The sequence below is a fragment of the Ruegeria sp. genome (assembly GCF_040830605.1).
GTDB lineage: Bacteria > Pseudomonadota > Alphaproteobacteria > Rhodobacterales > Rhodobacteraceae > Ruegeria.
The window spans coordinates 471,954-491,284 of sequence record NZ_JBFOMD010000008.1 but is presented as its reverse complement, the minus strand read 5'-3'; the positions used below and the strand labels follow the sequence as shown (position 1 = coordinate 491,284).

14 protein-coding genes are annotated in these 19,331 nt (G+C 52.9%); 5 read left to right on the top strand and 9 right to left on the bottom strand.

Annotated elements, in window-relative coordinates; genetic code table 11:
* A partial coding sequence (locus AB3N21_RS13910) for a hypothetical protein (RefSeq protein WP_367935773.1) occupies nt 1–205 on the top strand: 205 nt, incomplete at its 5' end.
* Between the two features lie 327 nt (nt 206–532).
* Here AB3N21_RS13910 and AB3N21_RS13905 read toward each other — a convergent pair.
* A complete protein-coding gene (locus AB3N21_RS13905) occupies nt 533–1,477 on the bottom strand; it encodes an alpha/beta hydrolase (protein WP_367935772.1) in 945 nt (314 codons plus the stop codon).
* 119 nt (nt 1,478–1,596) lie between these two features.
* Here AB3N21_RS13905 and AB3N21_RS13900 point away from each other — a divergent pair, with 119 nt between their 5' ends.
* Entirely contained in the window at nt 1,597–2,202 is a 606-nt protein-coding gene (locus tag AB3N21_RS13900; RefSeq protein ID WP_367935771.1) for a TetR/AcrR family transcriptional regulator, read from the top strand.
* A gap of 270 nt (nt 2,203–2,472) precedes the next feature.
* On the opposite strand, the gene AB3N21_RS13895 is transcribed toward AB3N21_RS13900, so the two are convergent.
* Together AB3N21_RS13895 and AB3N21_RS13890 are read right to left on the bottom strand one after the other, a co-directional pair.
* Nucleotides 2,473–4,242: an adenylate/guanylate cyclase domain-containing protein gene (locus AB3N21_RS13895; RefSeq protein WP_367935770.1), complete on the bottom strand. Its 1,770-nt coding sequence runs from the start codon at nt 4,240–4,242 to the stop codon at nt 2,473–2,475.
* 130 nt (nt 4,243–4,372) lie between these two features.
* Nucleotides 4,373–5,215, bottom strand: coding sequence for a sulfotransferase domain-containing protein (locus AB3N21_RS13890; protein ID WP_367935778.1), 843 nt, complete (start codon nt 5,213–5,215; stop codon nt 4,373–4,375).
* Nucleotides 5,216–5,393: 178 nt separating this feature from the next.
* Between AB3N21_RS13890 and AB3N21_RS13885 the strand changes: the two genes are divergently transcribed.
* Nucleotides 5,394–6,290: a LysR family transcriptional regulator gene (locus tag AB3N21_RS13885; RefSeq protein ID WP_367935769.1), complete on the top strand. Its 897-nt coding sequence runs from the start codon at nt 5,394–5,396 to the stop codon at nt 6,288–6,290.
* 566 nt (nt 6,291–6,856) lie between these two features.
* Here the strand turns inward: AB3N21_RS13885 and AB3N21_RS13880 are convergent.
* The 6 genes from AB3N21_RS13880 to AB3N21_RS13855 form a co-directional block, all read right to left on the bottom strand.
* Nucleotides 6,857–7,669, bottom strand: a complete 813-nt coding sequence (locus tag AB3N21_RS13880) for a nucleotidyltransferase domain-containing protein (RefSeq protein ID WP_367935768.1) — start codon at nt 7,667–7,669, stop codon at nt 6,857–6,859.
* Nucleotides 7,670–7,882: 213 nt separating this feature from the next.
* The gene (locus AB3N21_RS13875) at nt 7,883–9,700 is read right to left on the bottom strand and encodes a TniQ family protein (RefSeq protein WP_367935767.1); all 1,818 of its coding nucleotides are present in this window, start codon (nt 9,698–9,700) and stop codon (nt 7,883–7,885) included.
* Nucleotides 9,697–10,689, bottom strand: coding sequence for an ATP-binding protein (locus tag AB3N21_RS13870; protein WP_367935766.1), 993 nt, complete (start codon nt 10,687–10,689; stop codon nt 9,697–9,699). The genes AB3N21_RS13875 and AB3N21_RS13870 overlap by 4 nt, the downstream gene beginning before the upstream one ends.
* A complete protein-coding gene (locus AB3N21_RS13865) occupies nt 10,682–12,820 on the bottom strand; it encodes a Mu transposase C-terminal domain-containing protein (RefSeq protein WP_367935765.1) in 2,139 nt (712 codons plus the stop codon). Before AB3N21_RS13865 ends, AB3N21_RS13870 begins: the two co-directional genes overlap by 8 nt.
* The gene (locus AB3N21_RS13860; RefSeq protein ID WP_367935764.1) at nt 12,817–13,512 is read right to left on the bottom strand and encodes a Tn7 transposase TnsA N-terminal domain-containing protein; all 696 of its coding nucleotides are present in this window, start codon (nt 13,510–13,512) and stop codon (nt 12,817–12,819) included. The genes AB3N21_RS13865 and AB3N21_RS13860 overlap by 4 nt, the downstream gene beginning before the upstream one ends.
* A 256-nt stretch (nt 13,513–13,768) precedes the next feature.
* The gene (locus tag AB3N21_RS13855; RefSeq protein WP_367935763.1) at nt 13,769–13,993 is read right to left on the bottom strand and encodes a transcriptional regulator; all 225 of its coding nucleotides are present in this window, start codon (nt 13,991–13,993) and stop codon (nt 13,769–13,771) included.
* Nucleotides 13,994–14,204: 211 nt separating this feature from the next.
* Between AB3N21_RS13855 and AB3N21_RS13850 the strand changes: the two genes are divergently transcribed.
* On the top strand, nt 14,205–14,720 hold the full coding sequence (locus tag AB3N21_RS13850) for a hypothetical protein (RefSeq protein ID WP_367935762.1): 516 nt from the start codon (nt 14,205–14,207) through the stop codon (nt 14,718–14,720).
* 214 nt (nt 14,721–14,934) lie between these two features.
* Nucleotides 14,935–19,287: an NACHT domain-containing protein gene (locus tag AB3N21_RS13845; RefSeq protein WP_367935761.1), complete on the top strand. Its 4,353-nt coding sequence runs from the start codon at nt 14,935–14,937 to the stop codon at nt 19,285–19,287.
* Nucleotides 19,288–19,331: the final 44 nt, after the last annotated feature.

The window sequence follows — 19,331 nt, the reverse complement described above, 5'->3', positions numbered from 1 at the left end:
CACCAGATTCGCTCTCCTTCAACACGCTGATGATCTGTTCTTCGGTGAAACGCTTCCGCTTCATGGGTCTTCCTCCTTAGTCCATTCAAAGGTGGAAAATTCCAGTTCGCAATGGCCCGAAAATCGGGGGGAAGGTCAGCTGCACCATGACGCGTTCTTACCCGCGTTCGAAAAGATCACGGAAAACGAGGCATTCACTTCCTGAACCCTCACGGCTGATTGGAATTGTTTTTGGGGACCCGGACCCATCAAGCGCGGGGACCGCAGGAGACGCCGCACGGTGGGGCGGATCAAGCGCGGCGATGGGGAGGACGGCGAACCCGTCGGAGCCCATCATGCCGGGCCAGACGCCCGGCAGGTTTCTCGAAAGTCTGCGCGTATTTTCTGGTTCAGAAGCGCGCAGACATCATTTTTCCGAAACGCTACAACACAAGAAATCGCGAACATCGCTGAACAGATGTTACGGTCAGGCGATCCCGCATTTGATCTATCAAAATAGCAGAGGTCACGGAATGACGTCTGCCCAATCTGTTTATCTGCCAAAGAATTCGGCAACTGCGTCCGTCGACGCCTTTACTGCCTCGGGCTTGTAGTAGAAGTCCACATGGCTGAACTCATCAAACGCCAATTCCTCATGTTCGTTGGTCAACTTCGCGACAAACTGGGTGGAGCATGGCGCGGTAAAGGCCGTGCTGCTGTAAATTGTCAGGGATGGCTGCACGATCTTGTCGGCATAAGCTTCCCCGATGGAAATCAGAGACTGCATGCCCTGATCTCCGATATGCATGTTGGTGTAGGTCGGAACCGCGACCGGGCCTTTGACCCCATCGCGCCCGTAGTAGTCGTAAGACTCACCAGCCATCGGATTAACGCCCGATCCGACAAAGTCCTCTCGGGATTGCTCATCATTGAGGCCAAAGGGAGCGACATAATCCGGTTCGCCTGTTTCATACATCTTCTGCATCGACGCATTCGAGGCCGCGATTTGCTGATTAACCATGTTGCGGTCGGTCCATTGAAAACCATCAGCCGCCATCATGCCGGAAACCATGGCAATCTTCTTGATCCGGTGATCGGTCACAGCAGACGATGCGATGATTGAACCGCCTTGGCAGACGCCCAGACCGTAAATCTCGTCAACGAACGGCAGAGTGCCGAGGTATGACACCGCGTCCCAAGTGTTTTCAATCAGCCGAAACATGTAGCGGGATTGCTTATGCTCCCCAGGCAGCGCCGGGGAGTCCCCCATGCCGAGGTAGTCGAATCCGAGGTAGATGAAGCCCCGTGCAGCCATTTCCGGGCCGTAAGTGGCCGGGATCTGATCTTTGACCTGCGGGAACGGGCTGGCCCCAACGATTGCTTTGTAGGTCTTGGTCTCATCAAAGCCTTCGGGCAGGTAAAGATCGCCGGCCAGATCCATACCAAAGGATTTGAAGGTGACTTCGTTTTTGCCTGCGGTCAGATGTTGGGTCGTCATGGTCTTGGTCCTTTCGGGGTCAGGCAGCTTTGCGCCTTGCTAAAGTAAATTATTGTGTTTACTTATGGTGGGGAGATGGCGTTTGTAAACACATCTTTTTACTTTTTGAGGTAGAAATCGTGAAACGCACTGAAAAGAAAAGAAAAGATATCATCGATGCGGCCATCGATGAGTTCAAAGAGCAGGGGTTTCTGGGGGCAAAGACCACTTCAATCGCCAAAAAAGCGAACGTATCGAGTCGCACGCTCTACAATCATTTCGAGAGCAAGGAGGCCCTATTCGAGGCGATCTCACAGATCATGCTGGAGCAGAACCGGAGCATGGAGCCAGTGCCTTATGATCCGGATCGCGACTTCGTCGAGCAATTGAAGGAAGCCTTGTGGCGCTACATTGGGGTGATCACAGATGAGACCGCCATCGGATTAAACCGGATGGTTATCTCAGAATTGATCCGTGACCTTGACCGGTCCCGGCAATTCTTCAGTGAAACCGCGACACATGACTACCCGATAACGAGGCTGATCAGCGAAGCCATGGATGCAGGTGTAGTCCGAAAAACTGATCCGGTTTTTGCGACCAACCAGCTTTTGGCACTCGTCAAAAACTTCTTCTTCTGGCCGGAGTTCTTCCTCGGTGAGAACCCAACGCCGAAGGACGTACTGGACGATTGCGTCGCGATGTTCCTCACCCACTACAAAACAGACGTTTGCCCGGTCATCACTTAAGACAGCAATGTTGCGCATCGTAGTCTTCACCGAAACAGAGCTCGATAGGCCGATTTTCGCAACCAATGCACGATTTGCAGCGTCATAACAAACCGCGAACGTCGCAGTAGCGGTTTTATGTGAAGCGATCTCTGGTTGAGTGATGGCCGTTCAGTGGAACAAGTACGAAAGGCAGCCTTGCGGGACGAAGCGGTCCTTCATAAGCGTTGCTTCAGTGTTAGCTTTGCCCCGCCAAGCTGCCGTTAGCAATCTCTTGCGGATACCAATCCTTTAAGACGGAACTCCGGCACTTTGTAAGCTGTCGAGAACCAGTCGACGCGCTTCGATACTCCTGATTGGCAGTACTTGCTCGTATCGCGTCGTCGTCACATCTGGGTGCTTTCTTAGCAGTTCTTCAGCAGTATTTTTTGCATCATCTAGTCGTTCGAGCTTTGCGTAAATTGTTATGAGGACCCAATAGGTAGAATCCCATCCAGAGCTCATCGCCAGAGCACGCTGTGCGAGTTCTAGTGCTCGTTCTGGTGCACCCGCAACCAGGTGACCAAAGGCAGTGACAGTTAGGTAGCCGAAATAATTCGGATCTTTCGGGCAAAGATCAAGTGCACGGCCCAGTAGATCAAGGCCGTCGCTGAGTTCGTCGCCAAATACAAGAGCGCAGCCTGCCATCGCATTGACGAAACCGGAACCCGGATTGATATCCACGGCCCGCTTTACAGCGTCTAAACCTGACAAATAGTCCGTGCCAGTCATAGCAAGGACGAACCCACCAAGAACAATCGAATGCGCATCATCGCTTTCATTGGTTAACACTCGGCGAGCCTTTGAAACTGCCAGGCCAACATCATCATCACCAAATGGCACCCACAATCGAGTGGCACGCTGCACTAAACACCAGCCAATATGTGCCAAGGCAGGCGAAAAATCCGGATCTATGTCTGTCGCTTTGGTCAACAACTCAAGTGCTTTCAGGTTGGCATCAGAATGAGATGCATAGACATGTGGCAGCGCCTGGAGATAAAGATCGTAAGCCGCCATGTGCTCCACCGGTTTTCGGCGTGCGCGTTCAATTTCAGCTTTACGTATAGTTGGTTCTAAGGCGCCTACGACCTTGGCGGTGACTTTGTCTTGAAGTGCAAAGACATCATTGAACACACCGTCAAACTTCTCGGCCCAAAGATGATTTCCCGTCTTTGCGTCAATCAATTGACCTGTAATACGAATTCGGTCACCCGATCTTCGAGCGCTTCCTTCCAGCACATATCTCACGCCGAGATCGCGTCCAACCTGCGTTATGTCAACGGCGCTGCCTTTGTAAACGAAACTGGAGTTCCTCGCGATTACAAAAAGCTGCTCGAATCTGGACAAAGCCGTGAGGATGTCTTCTGCCATTCCGTCCACGAAGTATTCCTGATCGGCGTCTCCAGACATATTTGTAAAAGGCAGAACTGCGATAGATGGCTTATCAAGAGCATTCCGGACAGTATCGGCATATTCGCCGGTTGGAGGGTCAGCGGGACTTCCGACTTCCAACGCATAGACCTTTAAGGGTTCGCTGATGTTCTTTAGCGACTTCGTTCCCAAGTCCGTAACTGACAAGTCGAGCCGGGCCCGAACCTGACGATACGCGTCTTCAGATATGCAGATGGCGCCAGGATCAGATATACTTTCCAGACGCGCAGCGATGTTGACGCCGTCCCCCATAAGATCACCGTCGCCTTCTTCGACAACATCTCCGAGATGGATACCCATCCGGAATTCTACGCGGCTATCTTGAGGTAATCCGGCGTTTCGTTCGTTCATCGCACGTTGGATTGCGACCGCGCATCGAACGGCTTCGACCACGCTTCGAAATTCAATGAGCGATCCATCTCCGGTTCGCTTCACCAGGCGACCTTTGTGCACATCGATTGCTGGCTCGACAACATCATTGCGAAGGGTGCGTAGCCGGGCCAGAGTACCTTCTTCGTCAGCACCCGTCAGACGGCTGAAACCAACTATGTCCGTTACCAATATTGCTGCAAGCTTGCGGTTCTCTAGCATTGCGCCGCACCTCACCGGTTCGTTTGGAATTTCGGATTAAACTCAATAAGAACAACGTCTGGTGCGCTGAGGTGCGCGACCTTTTCCGAGGCTTCGCAGTCACGGATTGCGATCACTCGGTGATGCCTGATCAGCCCTGTTGGCTACCGGACATAATCCATCGGGCACATTCCTCTCCAAGTTGAGTTTTTGCAGTCTCTTCATACTTATCTATGAGGGATTGCGGCAGTGTATCCCGCCACCGGCCATTCATCCCTTTGTGAATAAACGTGCGGGCGCCTCCCTGCCAAAATGCACCTCCTAAAGGCGCCGATTGAGCTGCGTTTGTTTTCATATAGTCGAACGAGCAGTGTTCAAGAGCGCGTTCCATTGTCTCTTCGTCAACGGTCACATCGATGAAGTCGGCTATCCGAGACATTTGTCCTTCCAGATCAGCCTTCAAATCAGAAAAATGAACCAGCAACACGTTTGGCAGGTCCCTTATCTCCCACCACGAGCGGACGCTTTCCCAGAATGACCAGAACGGCGCGCCGTCGTTTTCCAACCAATGCTGGAAATACTCGATCTCTGAGCGTGCAGGCGCGCCAATAGCCGGCCCTACGCGCCCCGGCGAATTGTTCAGCGCGTCGTACCAAGCTTCGTTTGCGTTTGCATGATGGTTATACAACGACCAGACAATATCGCGCCCGTCGCGCCCAACATAAATGTACTTGCATTTGTCATGGAACACGAGCGCATCGACAGGTAAATGCGTTTTCATAAAACGGCGATGGGTCTGCGCCTCGATCATTGCGAGTTTCACTTCTTTTGGCGGGACGCGCAGGTCGACCCAAGGGCTCATTTCTGAAACGGCAATTCCTTCTTGTGCATCAAACAAGAGCTGACCCACGATCTGTTGCATCCAAGTGGTTCCTGACTTTGCATAAGTCCCAATGATGATGTCGTCGTCGCGAAACCGTACGTCTTCCCACACTGTGCTATCGATGTGATGATTATGAATGTCTCGGGTTTTTTCCGGTAAGCCGCGCACTGCAGGATCCTCGCAAGTTCAACAGTTGGGTGCTAGGATACCTACGAGCCCCCTCTGCACAAATACAGAATAGTGATGTGCTATTCTGCATTCTTGCAGACTGACGTGTGAGAGACCGGCGATGTTCAATTGGAATGACATTAGAGTTTTTCTCGCGGTAGCTGAGGAAGGGTCGACACTCGCAGCAGCCAGTGTTGTTGGACTGAACCAAACAACAGTAGCTCGCCGTATTGATGCGCTTGAGCACTCTTTGAAGTTAAAGCTATTTGATCGTGACAATCGCGGATATGAAATAACAGCTCAGGGCATGGTGCTACTGGATGTAGCTAGAACCATGCGGAATTCAGCAACATCGGTAATTTCGACCGCCGAACAGCTGACGCGTGATGATCAAGGTGTGATCCGTTTTGCCGGTAACGCTGAGGCTATGCAGCGATTTGGCGTTGGTTTGGTATCAAGCTTTCGGGAAAAGAACGCGGACATTGCGTTTGAGTTGATGATCGACGTCGCTTGGAACAAGGATCAGCCACCTCTCGAGACCGGAAAGGCCGATCTGGCACTTCGACCATTGGACGAGATTTCGGGTGATGCGCTCGTCGCCAAGAAACTTGCCAGGTTCCCCTTAGGCGTGTACTGCAGCCAGTCCTACGATCAAAAATACACGGCGCCAAAAACACTTAAAGAGATAAAAAACCATAAGTTCCTAGTTTATTCGAACGATGTCGCGAAAGTTATGAAAGCGGTCGATTGGTTAAACCTGCAACTCAAAGACAGTCAGGTTCTTTATCAGGTTAACGCCGTAGCCAGCATGGTTGCGGCTTTGCAAACAGGGGTCGGTCTAGGGTTGCTACCATGTGTGACAGGTGATGCGCATCCCGATCTCGTGCGGTGCTTCCAGCACGATGAGCTTCACCATACTCTTTGGTTGGTCGCTTCTCAGGAAAGTTACAGACGCCCGGCGGTTCGAAGCTTCATGGCTTTTGCCGGCCAACACTTTAAAAAGTTTGAGCGTAATTGATGTTCGGTTAGATCAATGTAGTAGGCAGCATCTTTTTGGATTTCATAAATTGGTCCAATACGTATTGAGCGGCAAGGCCTGCAGCTGAGCTTCGCATCCCGAAGACGCACCAGCCTATTTTGCGCCAAGTACCAAACTGGACTCGCCAGATCAGGCTGCACGTAGCCGCTTCGATAGTCAGCCTACCTTTTTGAGACTTGGTTAAACCAAGTCAGGCCCGCATCTGCCTGGCCTGCGATCCTTGTTCAAAGCGCATGTTGTCGCAAGACCCACGCCAAACCAACGCGGAATACCGGTCGCTTCAGGTAGGATTCTGCGAGCTAATCGACGATTTCGCATGCAATCTGCGGAATATGCGCTTGATTGCGGACATTCGATTGCGATGCAGAAAATTGCAGAAAGGGCTCCTTTGAGACATTCGCCGCGTCCCGCATAAGTGTCAGGTTTTGAGTTCTCGGAGGCAAGGCCTTAGATAAAAGCCCCTACACATCGCAGTTCGGGTGTTATATGCACCGGTCTCTCGTTGAACGCCCGATCTGCTGTCACATGCCTTCGATATTGGCATTTCAAACCTCGGCAAATTCCTTAACGATGTGCCTCAGCAAGCTATTACCCTCGGCCATGAGGTCGAGGCGATCTTCGTTCTTTTTCACATCGGATGCCCACGCCATTTGATCTTGGATGAAATCGTCAATGATCGCTATGCGTTGTCCACGGCCCATTTCCTTGGTTTTGCTTTTAAGCACCAAAAGTCTGTCTATATGCCCGATAAGTTCGGGAGACAGGTCCTGATCTTTAACAAGATCATGCAGGTTCATCGGCGGCGGTGTGTCGGGTATCTGCCTGATCCAGGAGATCACCAAGGCGGGTCTCAGTATGTAGAAATACGTTTTGAAGCTCACCTCCTGGCTCTCACCAACATGCTTGTCCCACTGTTTCTGCGCCAAGTTTCGATAGTGGTGCAGACAGGATTCGCCGAAGGTCGTCTTGGCTGCGAAGGCAATCAGCCGTTCACAGACCGCATCATTCCATCTGTACCTGATAGGACTGGATAACCATTCCAAAATCACAGGGTTAGGTTTGATCAACAAACCAAGCGCTTTACGAATATCCCAACCGTTTATGTCCAAATCACACTCAATAGGCAGTTCGATAACATCACGACCGGGCTCAATGCTCAGATACCAGTCTGGCCGATGTACATAGGTGAAGCGTACATCGTAATCGCTGTCGGGAGATGGGAAACCCCATGCACGGCTGCCGCTTTCAATGGCGAACAGCACTCGGACATCATGATCCGCTTCCAAAGCGGTAAGCTTAGATTGGATGACCTGCTCGATCTCAGGCGAAACGCTAGAGGTGAAAGTTGGACGGGTCATCGTGTTTCTCGCAGTGTCAAGACAGCCATCTGGGACGGTACACCATAGTTGTTGTCAACAGGACCCAAGGAAGCAACCGCGGAACTATGGCCATCGGAGGCGGCATTGTCATGCCCCAAACCCCACTATTATTGGTGAGCATGCGCGGTAGAGCATCTGGCCAACTCCGCCGCGCGCACTGGTTCAAATATCCGTTGAGATCATCAGATCAGATTAACTCGTTACTCTGTTAGCCATATCCCGAACCACATCTAGCGTCTCTTTCGGGTACGCCCGAACAAACCCGGCGTCACAGGGGATTGTCTCAACTTCTCTTCGATCCAGCGCCGGAGCCAAATGGATCGCGGCGATCTCAAACTGCTCTGCCAATTGGCCCAGCGTTACGTAGGATTTTTCAAAAGCCTGAATACTCTCTTCAGTGATGTAGTAACGATAATGCTGCGTGTCCGGGTTTCGCAGCTTTACCTGCTTCAGGTATCCACAATCCCGCAATAGCCGGATTGACCCGATGCTAATTCTCAAGCGCGCCGCCGCATCCAGAAGCGACAAGTCGCCGGAAAACACGCGCTCCGATTTCTCCAGGATCTCAGCGCAGTCGATAAGAATTCCAGCCAACCCCTCTACGTCCGGATCTCTCCAAACGCCGCTCAGTCGACCTGCTGCCCAATCGGCGACAACGCGAGCCAGGGCCACCCCGCTCTGTCGGCTGTACTCCGAGAGGGGCAGCCTATGACGTGCCCGAGACGCAATGCGTAAGCCTTCAAGCCTATTCAGCAAGGTCTGTACCGAGGACGATGGCACATAGCGCAGAGACGTTCCAAAACGATAGGCTTCCAGAACATTGTGCCGGATCAGTGCCTTAACCTGGACCGGATGGATATTCAGCTGGACCGCGGTGGATTTGATATTCTGCAAACCGGACCAGAAGTCGAGAACGGCGGCCAGATCCTCAAGGCTGACATCTTTCATGTATGACAGGTCGCTTGCATTTTCACCGCGAAGATGGGCGAGAATACCTCGCACCCGAACCTCGCCGACCCCATGTAGTTCCCGCGCGCGTTCAAGCGTGATGAGTTTGGGTGCTGAGATTTCCGTACCTAGAACTTTCGCACCGGTCTGCAGCGGATAGTTTTCACGCACAAAATCCTGCACACAAGCCCTGAGGACTGCTGTCGCCGGGTCCTCTTCAGCTTCCTTAAGCCAAGTGTAGAATTCGCCCATATCGGTCGTAAAATATGACCGCTTGGAGGAAGAATGGCGCCTGGCACGCTCCAATTCAGATTTCAGGGCTTCCGGCCCACTCTTCAGAACTTCGAAACCAGCCGACATGCAAGTACGCTCTTGTTCGAAGTCCAAATCCGAGCGGCCGACGCTGCGGTCCATGGCAATCGCCATACCTAATGTCAAAGCGGCCTGATGAAGATGCGTTAGCTCCAGCGAGTCCAACCAGTCACCAGCGACCCCAAACTCAATTCGGCGGCTCAGGTAGGTTTCAAACGAAGATCGCCCAAGCGTTGTTGCGTCTTGAGCGGCTTCAAAGATCACATCTTGGTGACGCGTTACTTGTTCAACCACATCATAGGTGCGATGTACGTATGACGCGTTGGGAAGCTGGAGCAGCGGAACGCCGTGTCTTGCGCAGGTCCCAATCGGAAGCACCAACCACTCAACAAGTTGAAACGCGTTCTCAGGGCCCGACCTATCAATGACATCCACAATACACTTCGGACAAATTCGGGTGGTAGCCCGACGGAAGGAACCTGTGGTGGCAAAGGAATACCCGACGCGGTACCGACAGGGGCCAACCAATCTGGATGCCGCCACTTCCAACGCCTCAAGTGGCACCCCAGCCAGTTGTGACAGCCGCTCCAGCTGATCCGGATGGGCCGAGCAGATATGGGGCCATCTCAGACCCAGATCTGAACAGAACTCCCTCGGAATACTGCGATTGCGGCGTGACAGGCGGGCTACATAAGAGGCAGGGGTTTCCATGTGATGATGAGTCAAAGTCAGAGCGAGTAATGCTGTCATGACACTCCTCCATCCGGCGAAGGGTCATCGAGATCCAACCAGCCCATAATGGTTCTGACATCTATGCTCTGGTAGTCTTGGGCAAGGAACGGGTTGAATGCAGGGATACACCCCGACTTGCGCCGGAATGCCTCTGCAAAGTGTCCAAGTCGGAGTTGGGTTTCCCCGTCATAGAGCGCCTCTTCTATCCCGCTCAGACACATTTCGATGAACAATCCAAACTCATTGCCACCTGCATGGACCAGCCGCTTGAGAAACTCTCTCTGTTGAAGTTCGATGGAAGGTATCAGACCAGATTTCCCAACGAACTCAGTAAAGATCTCTGTGATCTCGGGTTCGTGGGAAATCCAACTCACTGCACCCAGGTGCACAACATCTATGCGCCTTTTAAGCTGAACATCCGAATTGATCATCTCGATCAGATCGGGCGTGCCAGACAGAACGAGTCCAACCGGCCAATCCTTATCGTTCATCAGAGACTTCAGGGTGTTCACCACGTCATTGCGGGTTTTGACGCCTTTGCTGATGTAGAGGTCCTGAGCCTCGTCCAGATGCACAAACAGGGTCCTTCGCATTTGGAGAAACTGACGCACCTGCGTCCATATGATGCCCACCGACTTGTCACGAGTGAGCGGATATCCCAGACTGGACAGGATCGTCGTGCCAACATTCTTTAGCGTCGCTGGTGACGGCACCAATAGCCGGATCACTTCCGCCACGTCCAAGCCCTCCGTTGGCAGGATCAGGTCAGTATGATTGTCAAACAAGCGGTCTACGAGAGTGGATTTCCCACTGCCTGACGCCCCGATCAGTGCAAGACCACGCGCCTCGCTTCGGCTGCCCAATCGGATAGCCGCTCGTCTTCGGCGGAGATGGCGATCAAAAAGAAGTTTGAAATCGTGGAATACCTGGTGTGAAACGAACATATCTCGAAGACGCGCAATCTGGACGTCAATCTCATCAGATGGGTCGCAGGGGAGATCAGTCATCCTCAATCCTCCATTTCGAAGTTCTGGGACGATCCCCAGTGGGGCTTTGCCCCTGATCAGCTGTAACCTCGGTGGTATCTTCTCCTTCGTCCGATGACGGGATGACATGGCCGAATAGATCTGGCTCTGGCGGAAGGTCAAAGCTTTCAGGATCATCCGTTTCGATGCTCAACCCCTGGAACAGATCTTCTCTGGCCCGTCTAAGCCCAGTAGGTGTCTGACGCTTGAGAACGGCTCCGAACCGGCGCTCTTCTTCTGAGTTCTTTTGGATGATGGCATGCAATGCGTCAGAGATGATCTTCTCCTGAAGCACGGCCTCAGCCTTGTGTTTCAGCCGCAGCTGACGCGCGGTCGCTTCCCACTGTTCATAAGACACGGCGTCAAAGCACTTCTGCAGAGCGCGCGCCGCATACCACTTTTTCCCGATCTGAATCATGATCCAACCGAGATCGTTCAGGTCAACTTTTAAATGAACGTGACGGCGACGGTCGTGCACATAAAACTCACGCAGTGCCTGGCAGGTATAGTCGATGCCAAACAGCCTCACTCCTTTGCCAAAAACACGCCTGCGATACCTCACACCAAAGGCTTTGCGTCGGGTGGTTTCTGCAAGCTGGGGGACAATACCCATTTTATCGGCGAAGCGTTTCCAGCAATTATTGGGGGTTTCGCCGTTCAGCCCGCGGTGCGGCATGTTGTGATACACGTCCACAACGAACCTGATGAGGATTTCCATCAGCACGTCATCTGAAAGAGAAGCCATCTCTTCCGAAGGGTAATCTCCTCGCTCTTTAGGATCGGAAAATGTGCGACCGGCGAGGAGAGGCATCAGGGCCGTCCCAAAGGTTCGAAAGATACGCTCCACGCGCCCGCGCAAACGCGGTAGCCCGCCGCGAGGCGTCTCAACAACCCCATGCGCATCAAAGACCGCACTTCGAAACGCATCGTCCACAAAAGCAACGCCAAGATCAGTCACCAGGGAACTCAACCCGCCGTAGTGATGCCAGGTCGACTTGCAGCCAGCCGCTATCGCAATGTCCGTTTTATCGCGTGTGATGTCAGACAAAAGAGCCATGGCGTCTTGGCAATTCGGCTTTTCCGCCAGTCTCATGCCCACCACACATCGCGTGGCACAGTCGATCGCGAGGTAAAGCCAACGACGCCCACGATCCAGCTTGGCGAGCTCTTCAGGACTCAAATGATCCAGCGCGCCTCGTTCAGCAAGTATCGTGATCAGATCAACGCACCATTCATCGATCTCAACACGCTCCATTGGATAGCTTGCTGTTACACCTTCCTCATAAAGCGCGAACTTGCGATTGGCATAATCGACGCCATGCCTTTGGACACATGTGAAATACGGATCAAGCTCAGAAAGGGCGCGCTCAACTTTGCGCCGCGAAGGAATTGTGAGTTCCGGCTTGCCCTCCACCAATCGTTGCTCGTTTACGGTCTTAAACCGGTCTAGGCACACATCCGCGACGTTTTTCTTGGTTAGTCTTTTCCGGGTCAAATAGGCTTCGAGGCATTCGCCCAGCAATCTCGAAGCCTCGAGGCAGAACCGCGCAGTCCGGTTGCCGGATCTATGCGTGCCCGGGATCAACCCGAGCGGAGAGCCGCCTGCTTTCTCGTATCGTTTCACCCATTCTCTTAAGGTTCTTGGACTGGGTGGGTCCCGATAAACGTTCTTCTTTCCGGCCCTTGGGTTGCGCCAATTGCTCTGGGCCGCACGCGCCTGTTTGTTTACATGGGCTTCGATGGAAGGAATGACGCTCTGAAGCGAGAAATCGGTCCGCTTCGCTTCATCGACACGCTCAAATTGATAGAACCCGTCGACCCAGGAGAAACGCCATACCACTTCGGATCTCACGTCATCTGGCAGGCTTGCTATTGCTTCAACACCCGCACTCATTCGCACGTCCTGGCGTTCAGGCAGAAAATATCCAGGATCAAAGGTCACATCGGGCCTTTGAAGGAGTTCGGCAAATTCGTCGAATGTGAGAGACAAGTTTCGACCAGTCTCATCAAAATCTTCGAAGTGGTAACCAAAGTCGGTTTTTCGGTCTAATTTGTACTTCCGGCCATCGATCGTCAGACGGCCAAAGACACTCACTCTGAAAGGCAGGTTCATTTGGCACCTCCCTTCGAAAGCAAAGTGTCGAGATCAATCAGGTGCTTTCTGTCGGCCGTGAGTATGTCTTCAAAGATCCCAATCACAATGCTCCTGAACCCTGCGCCACCGAGCCCCAACAACTGGCACAGCTCGTTGACCGTTACTGGAAAACAAACGTCACAGATGATGGATTTGAGATGAGCCTGATGCTCCGAATTTCGCGTCTTTGAGAACTCAACGAAACGTTGTGCGTTGAGGGCCTCTGCGCGGGTGAAATCGCGCTCTGTAACTAACACGATGTCATCGGCAAAATCCTTGCGCATAGCTGCGCGGATCTGCTGCAGCTCGCGGCAGAAGTTCTTCTCCAACACCACCTTCCACGGCTTCACCGCTATGGCCAATCGACGACCGTTTTTTAGCTCCGCCAAAAAATCAATGAAGTGAGTTTTCCGATTGCCTGATTGATCGCGGTAGCTGATGAATTGTGGCTGTTCCCAAACATTGGTCACTGCAGGGTTAGCCAGCAGCAAAAACAGTACGCGCTGTTCCAGTTTACTTTCAAATTGAACGACCCTCGGGCGGTTTTGCCCAGGCAATTGCATAACAACTCCGCCTCGGGAGCTATGTGTTGATCTCCGGGGAATACCCCGTGTCGCACGGCTGGTTTCGGGCGACATCTCGCCCGTTAATGTGAACTCATCATCTTTCATGTCTTTGATTTGGAGCGCCGACCAGCTTGGGCCGATCGTGCCTCTCCACCTTCTTTTGATGTTCCTTGGGCAAAGCCAAGCCACCTCATCGCCAAAAGCGACGACGAAACAGTTGACTTTGCGATCATGGCGGGGGAAGAAGGTGTATCGGTAAGCTATCGATACAGAATAGAAGGGTCTCGCGGTGTAGTGGCTTGCGAGGCCTTTTTCTTTCCTTCCTATGAGGTTGTTGCTAGCTCATATTTGGGCACCTCCGTTATCCATAACGTTCCGGCCACAGAGCTTCGGGAGTGGTCCCAAGCTTCTCTGCTATGGCTTTCTGAACATAGTCGGAGCGCCTGTACCCTTGTGACACAGTAGACACTGAGCTAATGGAACGACCGATGTCACGGCTCAGCTTGGCCAATGAACTGCCTTTAAGCCGAAGGTCACACTTGATCTGCTCATGCTTGGCGAGATCGACAATCAAATTCCCTGTCATGTCAAATGTTCCGACTGATTCCAGTTAACGAAACCTAACAAATGACTTTACAGGTGTCATTTTTATTGTTTAATTTCTGATATTTACACATTTGCGCCTCAAAAATTCAATGCAATGTCAGGCCGTCATCAGTTAAGCTGCTGTAACGCCGAGGGCTTTGCGCCAACGGATGCAACCAAAGATCTATGACCTTGAAGAAACTGGATAAGGCTTGAACACAGTAGTCGAAATAAAATGCGGCAGAGTTCCGACTATTTTCCTGCGAGAGACGCCAAATGCGTGGCAGCCATACCTGCGCCGCAAACTCCTCGCTCTACTCAAACTTAGCAAAACCCATAGGGAATTTGCTGAGCGGCTCGGAATTAGCCCTATGGTTGTGCGTCGGCTCCTGGACTTGCTTGGCGTCGACTATGTTCAACGCCTCTATAGGCAGTATGAAAGGGGAAAGACCTGTTCAGATATCGCCAACGCAAACGGAATGAAGCCTGCAACGCTGTCCAAACTCTTTAGGGAACGCGGCTTTGAGGTGCAGCGCGGGGTTCGCAGGCCCAAAGTGCCAAAACATAAGCTGCGCCGTATTTGGACAGAGACCAAAGTAATCAACAGGGTAGCGCGAAAACTCAAAATCCGCTGGGAAACGGCGCTACGTCTGCTCGAGGATGAAAAGCTGATCGTGGGTTACAAAGGTCGACCGAGAAAACTCTCAAAATCATCACGGCCGCCTTAGGTTTTTCGTATGCGCCTCAGGGGCGTTTTAGAAAATCTAGTTTAGTCACGGCCGGCCCATACCTGTCATTCGTGGAAGTCGCAGCAAATGACTGGTCTTAAGCCCGGGGCGCATGCAACAGAAAAGTCTATTCTCATGGAATGCGGGTGAGATCTATGCAATTAGTCGAGCATGCTGGGCGTTGGAACAAGACCCAGTTCAGAGAGCATGAGGCATGGGGCACAACTACAAACCAACCGCAATCACAAGAGTTGGCTTCGCATACCAGGACTTGGTTGCCGCAGAGACACTGCTTGATTTCTATCGCAACCCCAAAAAATATTCTTGGGTCCAGGTCGAAACATCTGACCCGTCATTCCGGGCCGTGGATGACGTGGTTGCGTGCCTAGCTGATGGTCGGTTCGAAGTTACACAGGTCAAGTTTGCTGTCGATCCGGAAAACCCAAAGACAGCCCTTGATTGGGAATGGCTCTTAGGCGCGAAGCCCAAAGGAAAGTCTTTCCTTCAGCACTGGGCTGTGCCGGTCTTGAAGATTTTGGATGATGGTTGTCTGGCGAATGCTCGTCTGATGACGGATCGAAAACCGGATTCGGAATTTTCTAAATCCTTGAAGGGCAGCCGCGTCAATTATTCAAAAATCCCTTTGCCAATTCGCACGCGGATTATTGCACAGCTTGGATCGGCTGCGGCCGCTCAAAAGTTCTTTAAAAACTTTGACTTCATTCACTCGCAGCCCATACTGGAGGACCTTGAAGCGACCCTCTGGGCGCGTATAGCATCTGACACGGACGGCGCTGGCTGGGCATTATTCCAGAAACAACTCCAACTTTGGGCGACACAAAAAAATTGGCCAGGCCCTGACGGGCGTATCCGCTACATCCATCTCCAGCAAGCTTTTTCCCCTGAAAGAGCCATGCCCCTTCCCCAAGATTTCACGGTACCAGAAAACTACCGTGTACCGGACGAGAGCTTTTTTGACGATTTCTTTTCGCGGGTACTCAATGACGATGGCGTCACGGTTCTTTGGGCCCCTCCTGGGCGTGGGAAAAGTACTTACCTCAGCCACTTTAAGTCGAAACTCGATACTAAAAAAGTTGTGTGTATACGGCACCACTACTTCCTTAGCCTCGATGACAGATCTGAGGGAAGGTTCCACTTCCAAGCTATTGCACGTTCGCTAGAAGCCCAACTTCAAGAGGCGATGCCTGACTTTAGAGTGCGGAAGCATAGTACTTTGGGCGAAACGATCGAACAAGCTGCCCAGAAAGTCGTCGCGGAAGGAAGGCGCCTTATCGTGATCATCGACGGACTCGATCACGTCTGGCGAGAAGGCCGTGATCGTGAGCACGCCGAAGAACTCTTTAACGCGCTTATCCCCGCCGTACCGGGTACCCATCTGGTAATTGGGACCCAGAAGATTGCGGAAAGGGACCTTCCAACAAGGATGCTGGTTGCAGCGCCTATGGAAGGTTGGGTCGAGCTTCCTCTTATGAACCGCGCTGCTGTTGAAGGCTGGATTGCATCACAACACCGCGCAGGAAGGCTGAATCTCGTCCGCTGGTCTCACCAATCGAAAGCGAAGGCGCTCGCCGCCGTTTCTGATGCTTTCTTCGACATATCCAATGGCTTGCCTCTGCATCTGATTTATTCATTCGAGGCCGTTGCCCGTGTCGGCAATGAAGTGACGCCAGACCTAGTTCGAGCGCAGCCGGCCTGCCCCAGTGGAGACATCCGGGATTACTACGCAGGGTTTATGTTGCAGCTTTCTCCACGCGGGAAGGCAATTCTGCACGTCCTGGCTGGTCTCGACTTCAGTCCGCCGCCATTTGCTCTCAACAACTGCTTCGGCGTGGACGATCAGAGCATCTTGGGGCTGGCGGAGATCGGTCATCTCCTCGACTTTCGAGAGATGGAAGTGCGCCCATTTCACGGTAGCTTGTTCGCCTTTCTTCGAGATGATCCCAGTCACTATTCAACTTTTATGGCCAACAGCGAGCCGACTTTGGCATGGCTGGAAACAGAAGCGCCTCCCTACTGGCGAGAGGCGTGGCTATGGATCACTCAGGCAACACGCGGGAACGCACAGAACCTAATCAAGGGACCTTCCCGTGAGTGGGCTTTGTCCTTCGTCACTGCGGGGTATCCGATCGACCGCTTGATCAATGTATTGAATCATGCCGAACAGGCCGCTTTCGAAGTATTCGATTTGGCAAGCGTCGCACGTCACCGACTTGTAAAGATTCGTGCGATAAATGCCGATGAGCTACAGCACGATGAACTAGCCCAGGTCTGGTATGTTGCCGCCGCTTTAAGTGGCGATACTTATGTCCAGGCCGTCCTCCGCGCCGACTTGGGTAGCTTGCCCCCCTCGCTAATCCCGGCGCTCGTCCAGATGACCGATGAGAGTCAGCGAGATGCGCTTGTCGACCGAGCTGTTGAGGAGCTTAATGGACGCCTCACCCAGAACCGTCACGACGAATACGTCAGCAATGACCAGCAAGGTGAACTTGCTCGGGCTGTGGTTTCAGTCGTTGCCGCAAGCAAGAAGAACGAGGTTGCTCGGGTGCTGCATTTCGCGCGCGGTTCTGGTCAAGCGGACCCTATCGTTGCCGCTTTCGCTCAAAGCGCGCGCCTTGCCGGGAATGTTAGTGCCGTCTTCCAAGCCGGCAAGAGTTTCACAGGCGTCGAGTTTGACCGCGAGCTGTTTGCCTGCCTGTGTCTCGAAGGCCTGTCGCCTGCTAGCCAAACTCCGTTGAAGGCAGGAAAGCACCCCGCTATTCGCTGCTTGGGTATCGCCAAAGGCGACGCAGTAAAAGGAAGCAACTCCGGCACAGATCTGTCCACGCTTTTCGCAGGCGCTGACGGCCCGGCAGATCGCCACCAGACGGATATTCGAGGAATCGTCTACAATAATTTCATGTCCGCACTTGCGGCTGCTCTGGCGGGAAAGCCAACAAAAGGCTGGGTAAAGATCCCGGATCATGCATCGGAAAGCTGGCTCGCGGGTGCAGTACGTGCGTTTGAAAAACTCGCGCAACGCATCGCTGCACACTGGGCCAACACGAAGCGTTGGCCAACTCTCGGTGACGTATTCAGTTGGTATGATGGGCAACCTTGCTACGAGCGAGGTTATGACGCTCAAAGGCGTTTCATTGCCGTGCGCCTTGCGCTTATCGACGTCGCCTTCGATCTTTGCCTCATAGGTCGAGGGCTTGATGCTGCGTATCAAATCGACGATGCCGCTTTTTCTGAGGCGAGTACATCAGCCTTCTGGCTCAACGAACTTTGGCTGGAAAAGCTCACAACACGCCGGATATCATTGCATGACCCAGCTAGCGCTGAGACGTTCATTTCGACTTACATGGACGAACTCAGGCGGTCCGTGACTGTGTTCAACGAGCGAGCCGCTACCTTCGGCAAGCTGGCTCTTGCTGCGCACGACCACAACAAACTTCAGCTCGCAGCCCAGGCATTGAGACATGCTGTTGATTGTTTGGTTGGGTATGGCTGGCGAAAGGATGCCTTTGCAGACGATGTTCTTACCGCGTTAGGAATGATGATCGAAGCTGGGGATCAGGGCGCCAAGCAAACTCTCTTGGATCTGGCAGGCGCGTTTCACCGCATCACGGACTACACCGACGGTGACGGAACCAATCATATTCGCAGCGAATACTACGCTGCCGTGGCAAAGCACTATCCCGAACGCATCGCGCCCATGCTGAACGATCTAATCAGGGCTGAGGACTGGCACTATGCCGAAGATTTGTACAAGGAGCTTCCCTCTCTCCCTTTGGCCCAGACTGCCGAAGGATCTGCACTTCTTTCCACCTTTATCATGCCGAGCGAAAGACTCGCCGTTGAGAAAGCCAACCTATCTCCGTCCATCGGGGATGATCTCCGCAAAAAAGTTGGGCCCAACATCGAACACGCGCGCAAGGCGGATCGATACGCGTCCACGAGCCACGAGAATGAGGAAAAGGACAATGTGGAGCCTCCAAAGCCTGGCGACTACCCCCCCGGCAAGCTCTCGGAACTGATTGCTGAGCGTAGCCGCCTGAACATTTACGATAGTTCAAGGTCGACAATCAGAGAATGGCTCAACTATTGGGATGCCAAGGGTCAGGGCACCGCGGCGCTTACCGATTTGGAGGCTGGGCTGTCTGAACCACGACTTCATTTAGAGATCGAAAGCGGCCTTGATACCGCAGCTGAAATGGCGGCGAAGCTTCACGGTCGCAGCGAAGCATTCAAGTGGTTGGTGCGGGCCCACATCGCACGCTATGGCTGGCAAAGGTATCTCACAAGCAAGGACGAGGCGGAAGCTCGGCTCGCGCTTGTCGCTCGCGACCATAGGACGCGTTGGAAAGACTTCGTCCGAGAGACCAGCAAACCCGCACTCAACCTTCGAGAAAGCAGAAACGGATTGGTAATCGGCTTCACGCGGCTGATCTATTTCCTCATCCAGATAGGTGAATTTGAACTCGCCAAAGCCCATACCAAAGCGCTGATCGACACTTTCATGGCGGAGATTGCGCAACAGCCACTGGACAAACCTTCATGGGCTTAGCGGTGCATTCAATAGATATTCTGCTGACTCGACTTCTATGGCCT